Consider the following 16,763-nt stretch of genomic DNA (forward strand, 5'->3'; position numbering starts at 1 on the left):
AGCCAGATTAAAGGTTCAGAGATGAATTATACCATTATGAGCCCGGGTTTGTGGGAAATGTAACATTTCTATAGTTTTGTGAAACATAAAGATAGCGGTTCTAAAAGTAAGAACCGCCGGAAAATAGATTGAAAATGTCTTAACTAAATGACATTGATCTTATATTTATTTAAAAAATGTTTTAGTAAGTAAATTCCTGAGTCCAGTAGTTTGTGCCGGAAGCGTTCTGGTGATATCCCACACCGATTTTGGTGTATTTTGCATTCAGGATATTTGCTCTGTGTCCGTCACTGTTCATCCAACCGGTCATAACTTCCTGTGGAGACTTCTGTCCCCAGGCAATATTCTCACCGCAGCCGTTGAACTTGATACCCTGCTGTGTAAGTGCAGTATCGAAGGAACTTCCGTTCGGCCGAGTGTGTGAGAAGGATGTCTCAATTTCCTGAGCGCGTACCTGTGCAGCGGTCTGAACAGTTGAATCAGCGGTAACCGGGGAGAGGCCTGCCTTGGCACGTTCCTGGTTTACGAGATCTACAACCTGCTGCACATAATCTGCGTTTTCTACATCGGACGCCGGCTGTTCTGGCTTTTCAGGCTGACTGGTTTCAGGCTGCTCAGGTGTACCGGGCTGATTGTTGTCTGGCTGATCCGGCGTTTCAGGCTGGGATGCTTCAGGTTGTTCGTGGGCTGCAGGCTGAGTTTCACATGGCTGTGTGTTTTCAGGCAGTTCGGCTGTTAGGTCGGGGATTGTGCAGTCTACTCCGAGTTCCTCCAGCTTTTGCTTCAGCTCCTCTGGGCTGTTGGCAACAATAGTTTTTGCACCGTTTTGACATAGTGTACTGTTGTAAGCTGCGCCGGCTGCCTCTTTAGGTGCTGCCGCATGTACAGCCAGAGGGCTTAAGCCTGCGGTTCCTATTGTAGCTGCAGAGAGTAACAATGTTAATATTTTGCGTTTCATAAATATGTACCTCCTGAAATATTATGATTTTGTTACAAAAATGTTACGAGAAGATAATATCATGAAATAAATGCAGAATATACAGGTAATATCTGTCAAATGCGAGACATAAGAATATATGTTATTTATTATGCACCTGTAACAAATATAAGATAAAAAGACGTTATACCATGGATAGCTCCATCTCTGTGTTATAGTGTCTTTTTAAATTTCAATAAAATATAAAGCACTGTATCAAAATGAAAATCGTAAAAAAACACTAACTAATCAAAAAATATTCGGTAGTCAGATTATTAAAAAGTTGTTAGGATAAAAATATGAGATTTTTCCTAATAGCGCTAAAAATTCAATCTATATGTGGGAGGTGATCAGAAGATAGCAGTATTTATGGATGAGCGCTTATGTAAGGTGAGGTCTTCAGCTACTTTATAAGGCGTATTTTAACAATTAAGAACGCCGGAAAGGAAGTAAAATGAGAGGAATTAGACATTTACTTAAAAAGGTAATTGCAATGGGCACATTATGTACAATGGCAGTTGTTTCTGTCCCGCTTCCGACAGTGAAAGCGGCAGAAGAGGAGAATGGAAGATTAGTGCTGCATTATGACTCAGTTCCATTGACGGAACTATTATTAATGACTCAAGCGGAGAAGGAAAAGCCGGGGTAGTACGTCCTACAGGTTCTCAGGTAGAAACGAAGAAAGTGAATATCTTAGGCCGGGAGTATACGGCATTTGTTTTGCAGGGAGGACAGCCTGATGCAACACATACTTATGTGGAGATGCCTTCAGGCGTACTAAACGGGTTAGAGGACGTCACGGTCAGCTGTTGGGTTTATATGGATGAGGACAATAGCGGGTATCAGAGAATCTGGGAACTTGGGAGCGATACGACATCATACATGTACATGATTGCCAATGGATTCAATGAAGGACATCAGGGATATACGTGCGCACTTACAAACAGTGGGTGGGGAAACGAAAGAGGGCCTCAGAGCGGAAAAGGGCTGGAGGCAGGTAAATGGATCTATACAACAATGACCTTTGATGGTTCAGAGAAACAAATGTCTTTATATGAGGATGGCAGGCTGATAGGGACAGAAAAAACAGATGCAGACCTTTCGGTTTTACAGGGAACTACCAACAACTGGCTTGGATATGGAAATTTCAAAAACGATATTATGAACGGTATGATTGCAGACTTTAAAATTTACAATTATGCAATGTCGGCAGATGAAATAGCGGATGAAATCAGTATCCCGGACGATGAGAGGGTGGCCAGGGATAAAGAAGCACTGGATTTGGGAGATATCAGTGCGGTCACAGGAAACCTGGAGCTTGTATCCAAAGGTGCAACAGGGTCTTCAATTTCCTGGGAAAGCAGTGATACGGATGTCATAAAGAATGATGGGACAGTCATAAGACCTGAGGCAGGACGCGGCGATACAAAGGTGACTCTGACAGCAACTATCAGCTCTGGGGATGTAAATGATACAAAAGTATTTGAAGTAACAGTAAAACAGCAAATGACAGCAAAGGAAATTGTAGAGGCAGATATAGCTGCGATTAAACTGGATGGATTGAATGCGGTAACTGATAATCTGAATCTTCCTCAGAAAGGAAATCTTGGTTCGGTGATTACCTGGACAAGTTCGGATGAAACTATTATTTCATCTGACGGAACTGTGACCAGACCAGGAGGAAAGGCGAAGGAGATAACCCTGACTGCAAAGGCAGTCTATGGAGAAGAAAGCATTGAAAAAGAATTTAAGGCAACTGTACTTCCGCGGTATGAGAAGAAAGATATTGTGAAGGTTGATCCGGTAGAAGCTGAGACGGCAAAAGGTGTCCTTCCCAAGCTTCCTTCAACTGTAGGAGTAACCTATGAAAATGATACAACTGGCAGAGAAAAGGCTGTATGGCCTACAGACCTTAAAACAGAAGATTTTCAGGAGGGAGTCCAAGAAGTCATAGGAAATATCGTGGATTATGACACAGAGGTTATTGCAAAGGTCACAGTTACAGATAAAGGAATTGCAAATCCTCAGAAGTCTGCATCAGGATTTGATTTAAGTGATATCAGTCTTGACGGTACTGACACTATTTTTGGGCAGAACATGAACCGTACACTGGAATACCTTAAAATTATGAATGAAGACAGGATGTTGTATAATTTTAGAAATGCCTTCGGTCAGGACACAAAAGGCGCACAGCCACTTACTGGATGGGAGGAGCCTACGGGACTCTTAAGGGGACATTCTACCGGACATTTCCTTTCTGCACTGGCGCAGGCGTACGCCACTACAGGCAACATGGAATACAAAGACAAGATGGACTATATGATTTCAGAACTTAGAAAGCTTCAGGAAATGTCCAAAGGAGAACCACAGGATTTTAAGACGAAGTGCACCTCTGGTGATGCCCCTCAGTCAAAATGGAGCAATGACCCCTCCACATGGGGAGAAGGATATATCAGTGCATATTCTCCGGATCAATTTGCACTGCTGGAGCAATATACACCATATGCAACGATCTGGGCTCCATATTATACAATGCATAAACTTCTTGCTGGTTTTATTGACAGTTATAATTATGGTGGCAATGAAGAGGCACTGAAAATGGCAGAAGATCTGGGAACATGGGTATATAAGAGACTGAGTGCCTGCACTCCTGAACAGCGTTCCCAGATGTGGAGCATGTATATTGCAGGGGAATACGGCGGAATGAATGAATCACTGGCAAGACTCTATGAGATTACAGAAGATGAGATGTATCTGAAGGCAGCCAACATGTTTGATAATACTGACTTTTTTAACGGGCTGGCAAACAATGTGGATACCATTCAGGGACGACATGCGAACCAGCACATTCCGCAGATTATCGGTGCGATTCATGAATACGCTGCAAGCGGTGATGCAAAATATTACAATATTGCGCAAAACTTCTGGGAGATGACAATCAGTCGTTATGCTTACTCAATTGGAGGCGTCGGAACCGGGGAACGTTTTAAGGATCCTTATCAGCAGGGAAATAACATACTCGGGAATGAAGGACGTGGAGAAAACTGTGAAACCTGCGCAGCGTATAATATGTTAAAGCTTACCATGGATTTGTACAATTATAATCCGGATGATGCCTCATATATGGATTATTATGAGCGGACAATGATTAACCAAATTGCAGCATCTCAGAGCCATGATACAACAGAACACATGCATAATGGAGTTACTTATATGCTGCCCGTTGATCCGGGACAGCGAAGAGAATTTGATTCAGACTACGGCGGGTTCACCTGCTGTAACGGAACAGGAATGGAAAACCATGTAAAATATCAGGCAGCGGCATATGCACAGTCAGGCAGTAATTTGTATGTGAACTTATATATGCCGACGACTTTGAACTGGGAAGAAAAAGGTATCCAAATTAAACAGGAAACAAAGTTTCCTTCTGAGCATTCCAGGTTAATCGTAAATGGTTCTGGAAAATTCACCATGAAGCTTCGCGTTCCCTACTGGGCAACAGCAGGATTCAAGGTCACAGTCAATGGCAAAGAAATTTGCAAAACTCCGGAAGTCAGCAGTTATGTTGCAATCAACCGTGCATGGAAAGAAGGAGATGTTGTAGACATTGAGATGCCATATACATTGCACCTTGACAAATGTCCTGATAAGGTGGACAAAAGTACCGTGGCGTCCCTGATGTATGGCCCACTGGTTATGGTAGCAAAGGACAACCGGAGCAGCTATAAGCCAATGAACTGGTATACCTTGGCATTAAGTGATGAACTTTCCGAATCTGTTCAAATGGTAACAGGAACAGATGAAGAGAAAGTACCGCATTTCATATCAAACGGGATTGACTTTTACCCCATGTATGACGCATACAATTACCGTTACCATGCATATGTAAAAGTAAAAGAAACGGAGGTCGTGGTTAACAAGGACATGTTGAATGACCTGATAGCTTCCGTAACAGGAGAAAATGCACTTGATAGTAAAAATTATCCAGAGAAGCTCTGGAAGGACTTCAGTGAAGCACTGAGCAATGCACAGAAACTTGCAGCAAGCCAGGATGCTACACAGAGCGAGATATATGATGCCTATAAGACATTGAAGGCTGCTATCCAGGAACTAAAGGAAAACGAAAACCCCATTCCAAATAAGCCGGACAACCCGGATAAGCCGAGCAACCCGGATAACCCAAACAACCCGGACAACCCGGATAAGCCGAATACCCCAGACAGTCCTTCAAAACCAAACAATCCGGGAGATGACAGCATTAATCAGAACAGTACTTTAAAACCTGTAAGTACGGATAAGAATACAAAGACTGTAAAAACAGGCGACAGCATGGAGATTGGTGGTCTTTTGGTAGTGTGTACCGCATCAATATTTGTTATAACTTGTTTAATCCTTATTGCGATCAGAAGGAGAAGAAGAGAATAGTCAAAATTAATAAAAAAATCAACTTGAAACTTACCGCCAAATATGATAAAATACAACAGTTGTGAAATGAACAAGGATGGTCCTCTGATACAAAATGAATTTTACGGACATTTGATGAGTCTGCTTTCAGGTATTAAGAACGTCTAAATATGAAGGAGGTCACACAATGAATGATATTATCAGAAATATTGAGGCAGAACAGTTAAAGGAGAATGTGCCTGAATTTAATACGGGAGATACTGTAAAGGTATATGCCAAGATTAAAGAGGGTACACGTGAAAGAATCCAGGTATTTGAAGGAACAGTTCTGAAAAAACAGGGCGGAAGCACAAGAGCTACTTTTACAGTGCGCAAGAAATCCAGTGGAGTCGGTGTTGAGAAGACATGGCCGCTGCATTCACCCAATGTTGAGAGAGTAGAGGTTGTTCGCAGAGGTAAAGTCAGAAGAGCAAAACTGAACTACTTGAGAGGCCGCGTTGGTAAGAGAGCTAAGGTTAAAGAATTAGTAAAATAGTAACTGTGAGAGGGACAAATACACCATGTATATTGTCCCTTTTAATATAGTGTGAACTATCATCCGTTTACGAGGAAAAAAGATGGCAGATTTAAATTTTCGAAAAAAACGCAGAAGACAGACAAAAAGAAAGCAAAGCGTGAAAAAAGAACGAGATCTTAAGTTCAAGACAAGAAAACCGGAACTGAAATTTCAGCAAGAAAAGAAAAAAACAGAAAAACAAAATATGGACGTTATTGTAATCTGGACTCTGCAGATTGTGGCTGTCTGTATTATTGCGTTTATACTTGTCTGGCTTTTCGGACAGAGAGTAAGCAATGCAGGAGATTCTATGAAGCCTGCACTGAAAAATGGTGATGTTGTGATGATAAACAGGCTTGTGTACAATGCAAGCAGACCGAAACGGGGAGATGTCGTTGCTTTTAAGCCTAACGGAAATGAAAATGTCCATTATTTTATCAAACGGATTGTGGGCCTTCCGGGAGAGACGATACAGATTAAGGATGGAGACATTTATATTAATGGAAAGACTGCGAAGAAGCATATTTATGCGAAGAATATAAAAGACGCCGGTGTTGCGGCTGAGCCGCTTACTCTGGACGATGACGAATATTTTGTAATCGGGGACAATCATGCTGGCAGCGATGACAGCCGGATGGCCGATATTGGTAATGTAAAGAGAAGTGAAATCTATGGAAAAGCCTGGTTTGTTACCAGTTTTGGTTCTGATTTTGGCTTCGTAAAGAGATAAAGGAGGAACACTACATGCATTTTCAGTGGTATCCGGGTCATATGACCAAAGCAAAACGCATGATGCAGGAAAACATAAAACTGGTTGATCTTGTTATTGAACTGGTGGATGCCAGAATTCCAGTGAGCAGCAGAAATCCGGAGATTGATGATTTAGGGAAGAATAAGGCAAAGATGATTCTGCTGAACAAGTCTGATTTAGCCGAAGATAAATGGAATGATGCCTGGGCAGAGTATTTTAAGAAAAAAGGATACTCCGTTGTGAAGGTAAACTCCAAAAAGGGCGGGGGAATCAAGTCTATACAGGGTGTGATTCAGGAAGCCTGCCGGGAGAAGACTGAAAGAGACCGGAAACGGGGTATTCTGAATCGACCGGTGAGAGCTATGGTCGTGGGAATTCCCAATGTAGGGAAATCAACATTTATTAATGCACTGGCTGGAAAAGCATGCACAAAGACTGGCAATAAGCCGGGCGTAACCAAGGGAAAACAATGGATCCGTCTGAATAAAAGTGTGGAGCTTCTGGACACCCCGGGCATACTTTGGCCTAAATTTGAAGATCAGACTGTGGGACTTCGCCTTGCCCTCATTGGCTCTATTAAGGATGAAATTCTCAATGTGGAAGAGCTGTCTATGGAACTAATCGGGTTTCTAAAAGAACTCTATCGGGGAATCCTGAAGGACAAGTATCAGATCGAAGAAATGGAAGACAATTTTTCGTGTCTGAAAGAAATTGCAAGAAGCAGACATTGTCTGGTAAAGGGCAGTGAGCTGGATACAGAGAAGGCTGCCAGGATGCTTCTGGATGATTTCCGAAATGGAAGACTGGGAAAAATAACACTTGAATTTCCTTATAATTATGATTAAGATATAAAGATACATCAGAAAGAAGGATTTGGCATGAATCAGGAGAAAAGTATTATAAGGGAACTGCTTGGCTGGATTGTGTATATATTAATCATTATAGGATTAACGTACCTGATTGTTACATTTGTTGGCCAGCGCACGCGTGTCAGCGGATCTTCCATGGAGACTACATTGTCGGACGGAGATAATCTGATTGTGGATAAGATATCATACCGGTTCAGAGAACCAAAAAGATTCGAAATTATTGTATTCCCTTATCAATATGAGGAAAATACATACTATATAAAACGGATTATCGGTATGCCGGGGGAAACTGTACAGGTAAAAGAGGGGAAGGTCTACATCAACGGTCAGGAGCTGGATGAACATTATGGCAATGAAGACATGATTGCCCCGGGAATCGCAGAAGAACCGATTATACTGGGGGATGATGAATATTTCGTGCTGGGTGATAACCGGAACCACAGCGCTGACAGCCGCGATGAGAGCGTAGGAGTACTTCACAGAAAAGATTTGCTGGGAAGAGCCTGGATACGTATCTGGCCTTTTGACGAATGTGGAGTGATCAAGCATGAATGAGAGCGTCAGCCAGATTAAGCAGAAATTTGAACGGGCCGGGAATTGTGAACTTCCGGGTCTGTATGAAAAATATGCCGGGGACAGCCGCCAAGGGGTCAAAACTCTGATATTGAGGTATAAAAAGCAGGAAAAGAAATTGCTTGAGGAACACCACCGCCTGAAAGAAATGAGAAAATTTGAGATGGAGTATGAGCAATATACTTACATCTGTGGTATCGATGAGGTGGGAAGGGGGCCTCTGGCGGGTCCGGTGGTGGCAGGTGCAGTGATTCTCCCCCAAAATTGTGAGATACTTTATATTAATGATTCTAAAAAGCTTTCTGCAAAAAGACGGGAAGAGCTTTATGACGTGATTATGGAAAAAGCGATTGCTGTGGGAATCGGTATGGCCGGCCCCGCCAGGATTGATGAGATAAATATTCTGCAGGCAACTTATGAAGCTATGCGTACTGCTATAGCAAAATTAGACCCGGTGCCCAAGCTGCTGCTCAATGATGCAGTGACTATACCGGAGGTTACAATTCCTCAGGTACCCATTATTAAAGGGGATACAAAAAGTATTTCCATTGCCGCGGCCAGCATTATAGCCAAAGTGACAAGGGACAGGTTGATGGAAGAATACGATAAAATATTGCCCGGCTATGGGTTTGCAGATAATAAAGGCTATGGGACAGTATCTCACATTGAGGCATTAAAGAGATTGGGGCCTGCACCAATCCACAGGGCAAGTTTTATAAAAAACTTTGATATCGCAGTATGTAAAGAAGAGTGAAGAAACAGAATAAGAATAACAGAAAAGTAGGTTCGGATTATGAGCAGGCTGTAGGGTATTTTCTGGAACAACAGGGCTATGTTATTTTGCAGTTCAATTATCGCTGTTGTCTGGGCGAGATTGATATCATAGCCAGGGACGGGGCTTATCTGGTATTCTGCGAGGTGAAATACAGGCAGGACAAAATGAAAGGCAGTCCATTGGAGGCGGTTGGCGCAAAAAAGCAAAGAACACTTTACAAATGTGCCTCTTATTATCTGACCGTGAAGGGTATTTCCGACAGCCCCTGCAGATTCGATGTAATCGGAATTGAGGGAGAGAAGATTATACATATTAAAAATGCGTTTCAGGGGTGAATATCCGTTGTATTTAAAATACAGGGATTGTGAGGCGCGGGTTTTTCCACCCTCTGGGGGGTGTCAGCGATGATGCACTGTGTAAGGAGAAAGGAAAGAAGATATGAATACTACTTTGGGTGAAACAGGTATTACATCCGCAGAAGAAGTGGCAGGAGAAGTGACAAGTGAAGTGAATAGGATAACACAATATTGTCAGGAGCACCTTCCGGATATAATAAGCTTTGGAATCAAAGTGGTGCTGGCTTTTGTATTCTTTTTTATAGGGCGCCTTATCATCCGTTGGATACAAAAACTTGTCGAGCGATCTTTACAGAGAGGCAAAGCTGATCAAGGTGTGATTCAGTTTATTAGTTCTCTGCTGAAATTTAGTCTGTATGTGTTATTAGTTTTTATTATTGCAACAAATCTCGGCGTCGAATCGTCGTCTGTTGCGGCTTTAATAGCGTCTGCCGGAGTAGCTGTAGGCCTGGCACTCCAGGGAAGTCTGGCTAATTTTGCCGGCGGGGTCCTGATACTTTTGATGAAACCGTTTGTGGTGGGTGACTATATTATTGAGGATACCCAGAAGAACGAAGGGACAGTGAAGGAAATACAGATATTTTATACAAAATTATCAACTGTAGATAATAAGATTATTGTTATACCTAACGGTACACTTGCAAATAGCAGTCTGACCAATGTAACAGCACGTCCTGAGAGACAGGTAGATTTGCGGGTGAATATTTCTTACCAGACAGATTTGAAAAAAGCTAAGTCACTGCTGGAGGACCTGCTGGCCGGCGATCCCTCTGTTATACAGGATGAAGACAAAACGGTATTTGTTGATTCTCTGGGAGACTATGCTGTCACCCTGGGTCTTCATGCCTGGGTAAAGACGGAAGATTATTGGAAAACGCATTGCAGATTGCTGGAAGAAATCAAACTGGCATTTGACAAAGAAAACATTCAAATGCCTTATGAGCAGCTGGTGCATATGTATCAAGGTACAAAGAAAGAATAAAAAATTCATAAGTACACACACTAACTCTGAAAAGGAGTGTGTGAACATGAATAAAGAAACTAAATTTGAAAAATCAACAAACGTCCTACAAGATTACGCTCAAAGCAAGGATGCATATGACGGAAATATGGATTCTCCAAAACCAACAGAGCCCTTGCCTGAATCCGAGCGACCCAGAAAAGATGGCCCCGGAGGAGAGTAGAAAAGTATAAAGGTGGATTTCAATTTACTTTCGATTTGCTATAGTAATTATCAAAAACTACTAACTTTGAAATATTAAGTTAGTAGTTTTTTAATGCAGCAAAACCGAGGTTTACAAGAACAATTGCCATATTATCTTTAATACATATACTAACAGAGGGGGTGACGCTATGTCTGAATCTGCAGTGGAACAAATGAGCAGAGCACCGGCCGCATATGCCGAGATAAAAGGAACAGAGAAATATCCTAAAATAAATGGAACGGTATATTTCTTTGATGTATATGGAGGAACTCTTGTGGTGGCAGAGATTTACAGGCTGCCTGATAAACACACACAGAACATGGGAAAATTTTTTGGGTTTCATATTTGTGAAAAAAACAACTGCATAGAGGATAAGAGGGACTCCTTCAACAGTACACCAAATGATTTTAGCCCGGAGTCTGCGCAGCATCCACATCATTTAGGGGATTTGCCGGTACTCCTCTCATGTCGGGGAACTGTCTGGCTCGAAGTGTATACCGGTAGATTCTTTCCTGAGCAGGTGATTGGCAGGACTGTAGAAATTCACGAAGATCCCGATGATTTCAGGACCCAGCCTCATGGTAATGCCGGGGAAAGAATAGCATGTGGAGAAATAAAAGTTTGGGGAGCCCAGTTTAAATTATGCCTATTAGGCCTATAGAGGGCATCAAAAAAGCCGCAATCCTTTATGTGTAAACACTGGGTTTGCGGCTTTTTTCATTAAGCTGAAAATCGGACTTGAACCGACGACCCCTTCATTACGAGTGAAGTGCTCTACCAACTGAGCTATTTCAGCCTATGGTCCAAAAGACGAACCTTTGTTATTATATCTCTTTCCCAGGAGAATTTCAACCACTTTTTTACTTTTATCCTGAGCCATTCTGAGCCCTTTCTTTGAATCAACAATTGGAGTATACGGGATTCGAACCCGTGGCCTCAACAATGCGAATGTTGCGCGCTCCCAACTGCGCCAATACCCCATAAAAAGAGTATATCACTATAGATACAAAAATCAACAAAAATGTTGAAGAAAAATATTTCGATATGGTAAATATTACCATTGTATCACATGGAAGTTAGATATATACTAAAACACGTGGGAATTTTAGTACGGGCTATAATAGATGATTTATAAGTTTGGAGGGGCATCTTGAAAATCAAGATGCCCTTCCTGTATAAAAACAAATATTTAAATAGAAGGAGCGGGATTTCACCGGCTTTTTTCTCTCTACTGTGGAATAGCCGTTTCTCGGTAGATGTGGCATTGACAAAGAATAAGGTTAATTGTAAACTGGTGATAAATGGATAAGGAGGAGAAGGGCATATGAAAAAAATTGGATTTATTGGATTGGGAATTATGGGAAAGTCGATGGCACGCAATTTAATGAAGGCAGGCTATGAGCTGCATATTTATGCCAGAAATAGAGCGAAGGTAGAAGATGTGATAGGGGAAGGAGCTTTTTTCCATGACAGTATTGCCGGTTGTATTCCGGGATGTGAAGCTGTGATTACGATTGTAGGCTTTCCAAAGGACGTAGAGGAAGTATACTTTGATTCCGGCAATATTCTGGATAGTGCGGACGAGGGAGCATATCTAATCGACATGACAACCACCAGTCCTCAGATAGCGGAAAAGATTTATGAGGAAGGAAAGAAAAAAGGATTTCATGTGCTGGATGCCCCTGTGACGGGTGGAGATGTCGGTGCCAGAGAAGGTACTTTGTCTATCCTTGTGGGAGGAGACGAGGCGGATTATGAGTCTTGCATACCGTTGTTTGAGGCAATGGGTACTAATATCAACTATCAGGGAAAGGCGGGATGCGGACAGCACTGTAAGCTGGCAAATCAGATTATGATTGCGGGAGCGATTTCGGGGGTCTGCGAAGCTCTTACTTATGCGAAAGCCAAAGGGCTTAATTTAGAGACAGTTTTGAAATCGGTTTCTACAGGTGCGGCCGGAAGCAAGCAGCTTGATACATTCGGACCTAAGATTCTGAAGGAAGATTATGCTCCGGGGTTTTTTATGAAACACTTTATTAAAGATATGAAACTGGCACTGATTGAGGCAAATATAAGTGAGCTGGATTTGGGTGTGCTCAGCCAGGTACTTGCCAGTTATGAAGAACTGGAGGCAAAAGGGTGCGGTGATCTGGGCACACAGGCGCTCATGAAATATTACAATTAATCATATGTTGACGGGAATAAGAAGATGCAAAGTAGTGGAGGTAATACAATGTTAGAAGATGATTATGTAGCAGTTGAAATCGGAAAAGCGAAGCATATCGCACTGGTGGCTCATGATGGTAAGAAGAAGGAAATTGTAAACTGGTGTGACAGAAATAAAGATATATTAAAAGGACATTTTCTGTGTGGGACAGGAACGACAGCCAAGCTGATTTCTGAAAAGACAGGACTGCCGGTAAAAGGATACTGCAGCGGGCCTCTCGGAGGAGACCAGCAGATTGGGGCAAAGATTGTGGAGGGACAAGTAGATTTTATGATTTTTCTTTGGGATCCATTAGAGGCGCAGCCTCATGATCCTGATGTGAAAGCCCTGCTCAGAATTGCGGTTGTATATGATATTCCTATTGCAAATAACCTGGCAACTGCAGACTTTATGTTAAACTCTGTATATATGAATGAGTCATACAGCAGACAGATAGAAAATTTCAATAAGACGATACATGACAGAGTTAAAAAGATGAAATGAAAAGGGATTGTGCAAAATATTTTGCACAATCCCTTAAACTTTGTTATTTAGCCTACTTCGAAGCCATATTTTAATGGGTCTGTAGGATCGATCAGGTAAGTAGCTACGCCGGTTAAGTAGGCGCTTCCGGTAATCATTGGAATGACGGCATCATAATCCCCGACTTTTGTTGTCTCTTTGATTCTACCTTTGAATCGTGTTCCGATGAAGCTTTCATAGATAAACTCTTCACCTACACCGATTTCTCCCCAGTGGTGTAATGTGGCAAGTTTTGCGCTTGTACCTGTTCCACAAGGGGAACGATCTGCCATAGCATCGCCGAAAATGACTACATTTCTCATGTTAGCTTTGTCTGGATTCGGAGTAGGGCCATAGAATTCAACCAGATCAACACTTGTAATGTCAAGCAGAGGATGTTGGATAGGAATCTCCTTGTTAATTACATCAAGCATTTTCATCCCCAGTTTCTGGAACTCAGGTGTTGTCTTTGCATTGATGTCTGACATTCCGATTTTTGTTGTGTCGACTAAGGCGAAGAAACTTCCACCGAAGGAAATGGTAAAAGGAATTTCTTTTCCGTCAATTGTTACAGAAAGATTTTCTTTGTAAACGAAAGCGGGTACGTTTGTCAATGTTACAGACTCTACCTTGCCGTCTTTTACAATTGCATCTGTGTGGATCAATCCGGCAGGAGCTTCCAGAACTACATGATTGACTCCTTCTTTAGCTTCCTTAAGCCCTGCTTCCAAAATGACTGTTACGCTTCCGATTGTACAGTGTCCGCACATGTTCAGATATCCGCCTGTATCCATGAAGATTACCCCAAAATCTGCTTCTTTGTTGACAGGCTCGCAGAGGAATGCGCCAAACATATCATGATGTCCTCTTGGCTCGAACATAAGAGCTGTACGGATGTGATCGTAGTTTTTAATCATCCAGTTTTTCTTTTCAATCATCGTTGCACCTTCCGGTTCCGGAGCACCGCCGATTACTACACGGCAGAATTCTCCGACGGTATGAGCATCTACAACCTGTAATGCAGCCTCAAACCGGCCGAAATTAACATTTGATTTTAATTCCATTTCTAAATTCCTCCCTTGATTGTAAAACCTCTCTGAACTACCGAATTGTCTTTTAATTAACAATTAGTACGCGGTCTAGAACCTTGTTCAGTTTATAATACTATTATAAGTGCTAATCTCTCTAAAATCAAGGGATTTGAGTAGATAAAAAAGTTGCAATAAGATGGGTTTCAATTTCCGCTCATTATATAACACTTTAGCTGTGCTGTACTAAAAATTTAATATTGGATTGTTAAAAATTAATAAAGGAGTTGTAAAGGCGTAAGTTTTTTAGTACAATATACACATAACTCGTGTGCGCAAACAGTACAGCAGGGAGGTGCACATAATAAACGACATACAAGGAGGCAGCAGCATGAAGGTTTACAGGACAGACGAAATTAGAAATGTGGTATTGCTTGGTCATGGAGGATGCGGCAAGACAAGTCTTGCAGAGGCAATGTTGTATGTATCGGGGACAACGAACCGTATGGGAAAAGTTTCTGATTCTAATACGGTCAGTGATTTTGATAAAGAAGAGCAGAGGCGCGGTTTCTCTATCAGCACATCACTCATTCCAATTGAATGGGAAAAAGCTAAAATCAACATTCTGGATACTCCGGGATATTTTGACTTTGTCGGAGAAGTGGAGGAGGCAGTCAGTGCCGCGGATGCAGCGGTTATTGTGGTTTCAGGGAAAGCAGGGGTTCAGGTTGGCACTGATAAGGCATGGGAGCTCTGTGAAAAGTATAACCTTCCCCGTATGGTTTATGTGACTGAGATGGATGTGGATGATGCCAGCTTCAGGCAGGTGGTGGCGGACTTGACGGAGAAGTACGGAAAGAAGATTGCGCCTCATTTTCAGCCCATCCGTGAGAATGAAAAGCTGGTCGGCTATATCAATGTAATTAAGAACGCAGGAAGAAGATACACAGGAACAGGACAGAGGGAAGAGTGCGAAATACCTGATTATTGCCTTCCAAATCTACAGATTTTGCGGGACTCACTGATGGAAGCAGTGGCGGAGACCAGTGAAGAGTTCATGGAGAGATATTTTGCAGGAGAAGAGTTTTCTGTTGAGGAAATCCGTTCTGCAATGCGCACAGAGGTTATGGACGGCGATATTGTTCCGGTAGCAATGGGGGCGAATCCACAGGCCCAGGGGGTATCAAATCTGTTATCGGACATTGTCAGATTTTTCCCCAGTCCTGACAAGAGGAAATGTGCGGGAATTAACAGAGTTACGAATAATATATTTGAGGCGGACTTTGACTTTTCCAAGGCCAAGACCGGATATGTATTTAAGACCATGGTCGATCCGTTTATTGGTAAATATTCATTTATTAAGGTGTGCTCCGGTGTGTTCAAAGGTGAGGATGTTCTTTACAATGCAGATACGGATGCGGAGGAAAAGCCGGGTAAACTTTTCACAATGTGTGGCAATAAGCCAACAGAAGTGGAAGAGCTGTTTGCAGGAGACATTGGCGCTGTGGCTAAGCTTTCCGGCACAAGAACCGGAGATACATTGTCTACAAAAGGGACGCCTGTTTCTTATGCAAAGACAGAATATTCAGCTCCCTACACATATATGAAATATACGGTAAAGACAAAGGGAGATGAAGATAAAGTGTCCCAGGCTCTTGCCCGTATGATGGCGGAGGACGTGACTTTAAAAGCTGTAAATGACGGTGAGAACCGCCAGTCTTTACTTTATGGTATGGGGGACCAGCATCTGGAGATTGCGGCCAGCAAGCTTGCATCCAGGTACAAAGTTGAGATTAATCTGGAGATGCCGAAGGTGGCATTTAGGGAGACTATCCGCAAGAAGTCTGATGTAGATACAAAATATAAGAAACAGTCCGGCGGGCACGGACAGTATGGTCACGTCAAGATGAGATTTGAGCCTTCCGGTGACCTGGAGACTCCTTATGTATTTGAAGAACAGGTTGTGGGAGGAGCTGTGCCTAAAAATTACTTTCCGGCAGTTGAAAAAGGTCTGCAGGACTCTGTGGTTAAAGGTCCGCTTGCAGGATACCCGGTGGTAGGTGTGAAGGCGGTTCTTTACGACGGATCTTATCACCCGGTTGATTCTTCTGAGATGGCATTTAAAACGGCTACCGTCCAGGCTTTTAAGAAGGGCTTTATGGAGGCGGGCCCTGTTCTTCTAGAGCCGATTGCCAACCTTAAGGTGACTGTGCCGGATGAGTATACGGGAGATGTCATGGGTGATCTGAATAAACGCCGCGGGCGGGTGCTGGGTATGAATCCGTCATCAGAAGGCAGGCAGGTAATTGAAGCAGATATTCCGATGACAGAGTTGTTTGGATATTGTACAGCACTGCGTTCCATGACTGGTGGCAGTGGCACATATGCGTATGAATTCGCAAGGTATGAACAGGCACCTGCAGATGTACAGAAAAAAGAAATTGCGGCAAGGGCTGCGGAAGAATAGAAGTGTAGAAAAAGATAACAGCGGTCTGTGAGGAAGTTGGTTTGAAATTTCCGGTACAGGCCGCTGCTTTAGTTT

General features: G+C 42.6%; 16 protein-coding genes and 2 tRNA genes. 14 read left to right on the plus strand and 4 right to left on the minus strand.

The annotated features are described in order from the left end of the window. Positions 1-181 precede the first annotated feature (181 nt). Positions 182-958, minus strand: a complete 777-nt coding sequence (locus BN3456_RS13535) for a CAP domain-containing protein (RefSeq protein ID WP_089984922.1) — start codon at positions 956-958, stop codon at positions 182-184. 472 nt (positions 959-1,430) lie between these two features. On the opposite strand from BN3456_RS13535, the gene BN3456_RS13540 reads away from it, so the two are divergent. The 11 genes from BN3456_RS13540 to BN3456_RS13585 all read left to right on the plus strand — a co-directional run bounded on the left by BN3456_RS13540 (position 1,431) and on the right by BN3456_RS13585 (position 11,126). Next, positions 1,431-1,625 (plus strand): hypothetical protein, encoded by a 195-nt coding sequence (locus BN3456_RS13540; RefSeq protein ID WP_089984924.1) that lies wholly within the window; start codon positions 1,431-1,433, stop codon positions 1,623-1,625. A 35-nt stretch (positions 1,626-1,660) separates the two neighbouring features. Then, the gene (locus BN3456_RS13545) at positions 1,661-5,401 is read left to right on the plus strand and encodes a beta-L-arabinofuranosidase domain-containing protein (protein WP_089984925.1); all 3,741 of its coding nucleotides are present in this window, start codon (positions 1,661-1,663) and stop codon (positions 5,399-5,401) included. Positions 5,402-5,567: 166 nt separating this feature from the next. After that, positions 5,568-5,915 carry a 50S ribosomal protein L19 gene (gene rplS / locus BN3456_RS13550; protein ID WP_089984926.1) on the plus strand — a complete coding sequence of 116 codons (348 nt, stop codon included), beginning with the start codon at positions 5,568-5,570 and terminating at the stop codon, positions 5,913-5,915. A gap of 82 nt (positions 5,916-5,997) precedes the next feature. Continuing rightward, positions 5,998-6,666 carry a signal peptidase I gene (lepB, locus tag BN3456_RS13555; RefSeq protein ID WP_089984928.1) on the plus strand — a complete coding sequence of 223 codons (669 nt, stop codon included), beginning with the start codon at positions 5,998-6,000 and terminating at the stop codon, positions 6,664-6,666. A gap of 14 nt (positions 6,667-6,680) precedes the next feature. Further along, complete coding sequence (gene ylqF / locus BN3456_RS13560; protein ID WP_089984930.1) at positions 6,681-7,532, plus strand: ribosome biogenesis GTPase YlqF; 852 nt, start codon at positions 6,681-6,683, stop codon at positions 7,530-7,532. A 33-nt stretch (positions 7,533-7,565) separates the two neighbouring features. Further along, positions 7,566-8,111, plus strand: a complete 546-nt coding sequence (gene lepB / locus BN3456_RS13565; protein ID WP_089984932.1) for a signal peptidase I — start codon at positions 7,566-7,568, stop codon at positions 8,109-8,111. Beyond that, entirely contained in the window at positions 8,104-8,883 is a 780-nt protein-coding gene (locus BN3456_RS13570; protein WP_089984934.1) for a ribonuclease HII, read from the plus strand. The genes lepB (BN3456_RS13565) and BN3456_RS13570 overlap by 8 nt, the downstream gene beginning before the upstream one ends. Next, positions 8,880-9,239 (plus strand): YraN family protein, encoded by a 360-nt coding sequence (locus BN3456_RS13575; protein WP_089984936.1) that lies wholly within the window; start codon positions 8,880-8,882, stop codon positions 9,237-9,239. The genes BN3456_RS13570 and BN3456_RS13575 overlap by 4 nt, the downstream gene beginning before the upstream one ends. Positions 9,240-9,342: 103 nt before the next feature. Further along, positions 9,343-10,242, plus strand: a complete 900-nt coding sequence (locus tag BN3456_RS13580; RefSeq protein ID WP_089984938.1) for a mechanosensitive ion channel family protein — start codon at positions 9,343-9,345, stop codon at positions 10,240-10,242. Positions 10,243-10,288: 46 nt separating this feature from the next. Then, positions 10,289-10,444, plus strand: a complete 156-nt coding sequence (locus BN3456_RS15980) for a hypothetical protein (protein WP_176699205.1) — start codon at positions 10,289-10,291, stop codon at positions 10,442-10,444. 169 nt (positions 10,445-10,613) lie between these two features. Further along, complete coding sequence (locus BN3456_RS13585) at positions 10,614-11,126, plus strand: superoxide dismutase family protein (protein WP_176699206.1); 513 nt, start codon at positions 10,614-10,616, stop codon at positions 11,124-11,126. 62 nt (positions 11,127-11,188) lie between these two features. On the opposite strand, the gene BN3456_RS13590 is transcribed toward BN3456_RS13585, so the two are convergent. After that, positions 11,189-11,261 (minus strand) — tRNA-Thr (locus tag BN3456_RS13590). Between the two features lie 111 nt (positions 11,262-11,372). Next, positions 11,373-11,445: transfer RNA gene (locus BN3456_RS13595), tRNA-Ala, on the minus strand. 344 nt (positions 11,446-11,789) lie between these two features. Between BN3456_RS13595 and BN3456_RS13600 the strand changes: the two genes are divergently transcribed. Both BN3456_RS13600 and BN3456_RS13605 read left to right on the plus strand, forming a co-directional pair. Then, positions 11,790-12,650 (plus strand): NAD(P)-dependent oxidoreductase, encoded by an 861-nt coding sequence (locus tag BN3456_RS13600; protein ID WP_089984940.1) that lies wholly within the window; start codon positions 11,790-11,792, stop codon positions 12,648-12,650. Between the two features lie 48 nt (positions 12,651-12,698). After that, complete coding sequence (locus BN3456_RS13605) at positions 12,699-13,175, plus strand: methylglyoxal synthase (protein ID WP_089984942.1); 477 nt, start codon at positions 12,699-12,701, stop codon at positions 13,173-13,175. Positions 13,176-13,222: 47 nt separating this feature from the next. On the opposite strand, the gene BN3456_RS13610 is transcribed toward BN3456_RS13605, so the two are convergent. Further along, on the minus strand, positions 13,223-14,257 hold the full coding sequence (locus tag BN3456_RS13610; RefSeq protein ID WP_089984943.1) for a proline racemase family protein: 1,035 nt from the start codon (positions 14,255-14,257) through the stop codon (positions 13,223-13,225). Between the two features lie 355 nt (positions 14,258-14,612). Here BN3456_RS13610 and BN3456_RS13615 point away from each other — a divergent pair, with 355 nt between their 5' ends. Continuing rightward, complete coding sequence (locus BN3456_RS13615; RefSeq protein WP_089984945.1) at positions 14,613-16,688, plus strand: elongation factor G; 2,076 nt, start codon at positions 14,613-14,615, stop codon at positions 16,686-16,688. The last annotated feature ends 75 nt before the right edge of the window (positions 16,689-16,763 follow it).

It is taken from the genome of Clostridium sp. C105KSO13, assembly GCF_001517425.1.
Classification (GTDB): Bacteria; Bacillota; Clostridia; order Lachnospirales; family Lachnospiraceae; genus Muricomes.

What these genes read in the sequence shown, in the direction of transcription:
- BN3456_RS13535 (WP_089984922.1), bottom strand. Translation starts at nt 958, where the DNA reads ATGAAACGCAAAATATTAACATTGTTACTCTCTGCAGCTACAATAGGA.
- BN3456_RS13540 (WP_089984924.1), top strand. Translation starts at nt 1,431, where the DNA reads ATGAGAGGAATTAGACATTTACTTAAAAAGGTAATTGCAATGGGCACA.
- rplS (WP_089984926.1), top strand. Translation starts at nt 5,568, where the DNA reads ATGAATGATATTATCAGAAATATTGAGGCAGAACAGTTAAAGGAGAAT.
- lepB (WP_089984928.1), top strand. Translation starts at nt 5,998, where the DNA reads ATGGCAGATTTAAATTTTCGAAAAAAACGCAGAAGACAGACAAAAAGA.
- ylqF (WP_089984930.1), top strand. Translation starts at nt 6,681, where the DNA reads ATGCATTTTCAGTGGTATCCGGGTCATATGACCAAAGCAAAACGCATG.
- lepB (WP_089984932.1), top strand. Translation starts at nt 7,566, where the DNA reads ATGAATCAGGAGAAAAGTATTATAAGGGAACTGCTTGGCTGGATTGTG.
- BN3456_RS13570 (WP_089984934.1), top strand. Translation starts at nt 8,104, where the DNA reads ATGAATGAGAGCGTCAGCCAGATTAAGCAGAAATTTGAACGGGCCGGG.
- BN3456_RS13580 (WP_089984938.1), top strand. Translation starts at nt 9,343, where the DNA reads ATGAATACTACTTTGGGTGAAACAGGTATTACATCCGCAGAAGAAGTG.
- BN3456_RS15980 (WP_176699205.1), top strand. Translation starts at nt 10,289, where the DNA reads ATGAATAAAGAAACTAAATTTGAAAAATCAACAAACGTCCTACAAGAT.
- BN3456_RS13585 (WP_176699206.1), top strand. Translation starts at nt 10,614, where the DNA reads ATGTCTGAATCTGCAGTGGAACAAATGAGCAGAGCACCGGCCGCATAT.
- BN3456_RS13600 (WP_089984940.1), top strand. Translation starts at nt 11,790, where the DNA reads ATGAAAAAAATTGGATTTATTGGATTGGGAATTATGGGAAAGTCGATG.
- BN3456_RS13605 (WP_089984942.1), top strand. Translation starts at nt 12,699, where the DNA reads ATGTTAGAAGATGATTATGTAGCAGTTGAAATCGGAAAAGCGAAGCAT.
- BN3456_RS13610 (WP_089984943.1), bottom strand. Translation starts at nt 14,257, where the DNA reads ATGGAATTAAAATCAAATGTTAATTTCGGCCGGTTTGAGGCTGCATTA.
- BN3456_RS13615 (WP_089984945.1), top strand. Translation starts at nt 14,613, where the DNA reads ATGAAGGTTTACAGGACAGACGAAATTAGAAATGTGGTATTGCTTGGT.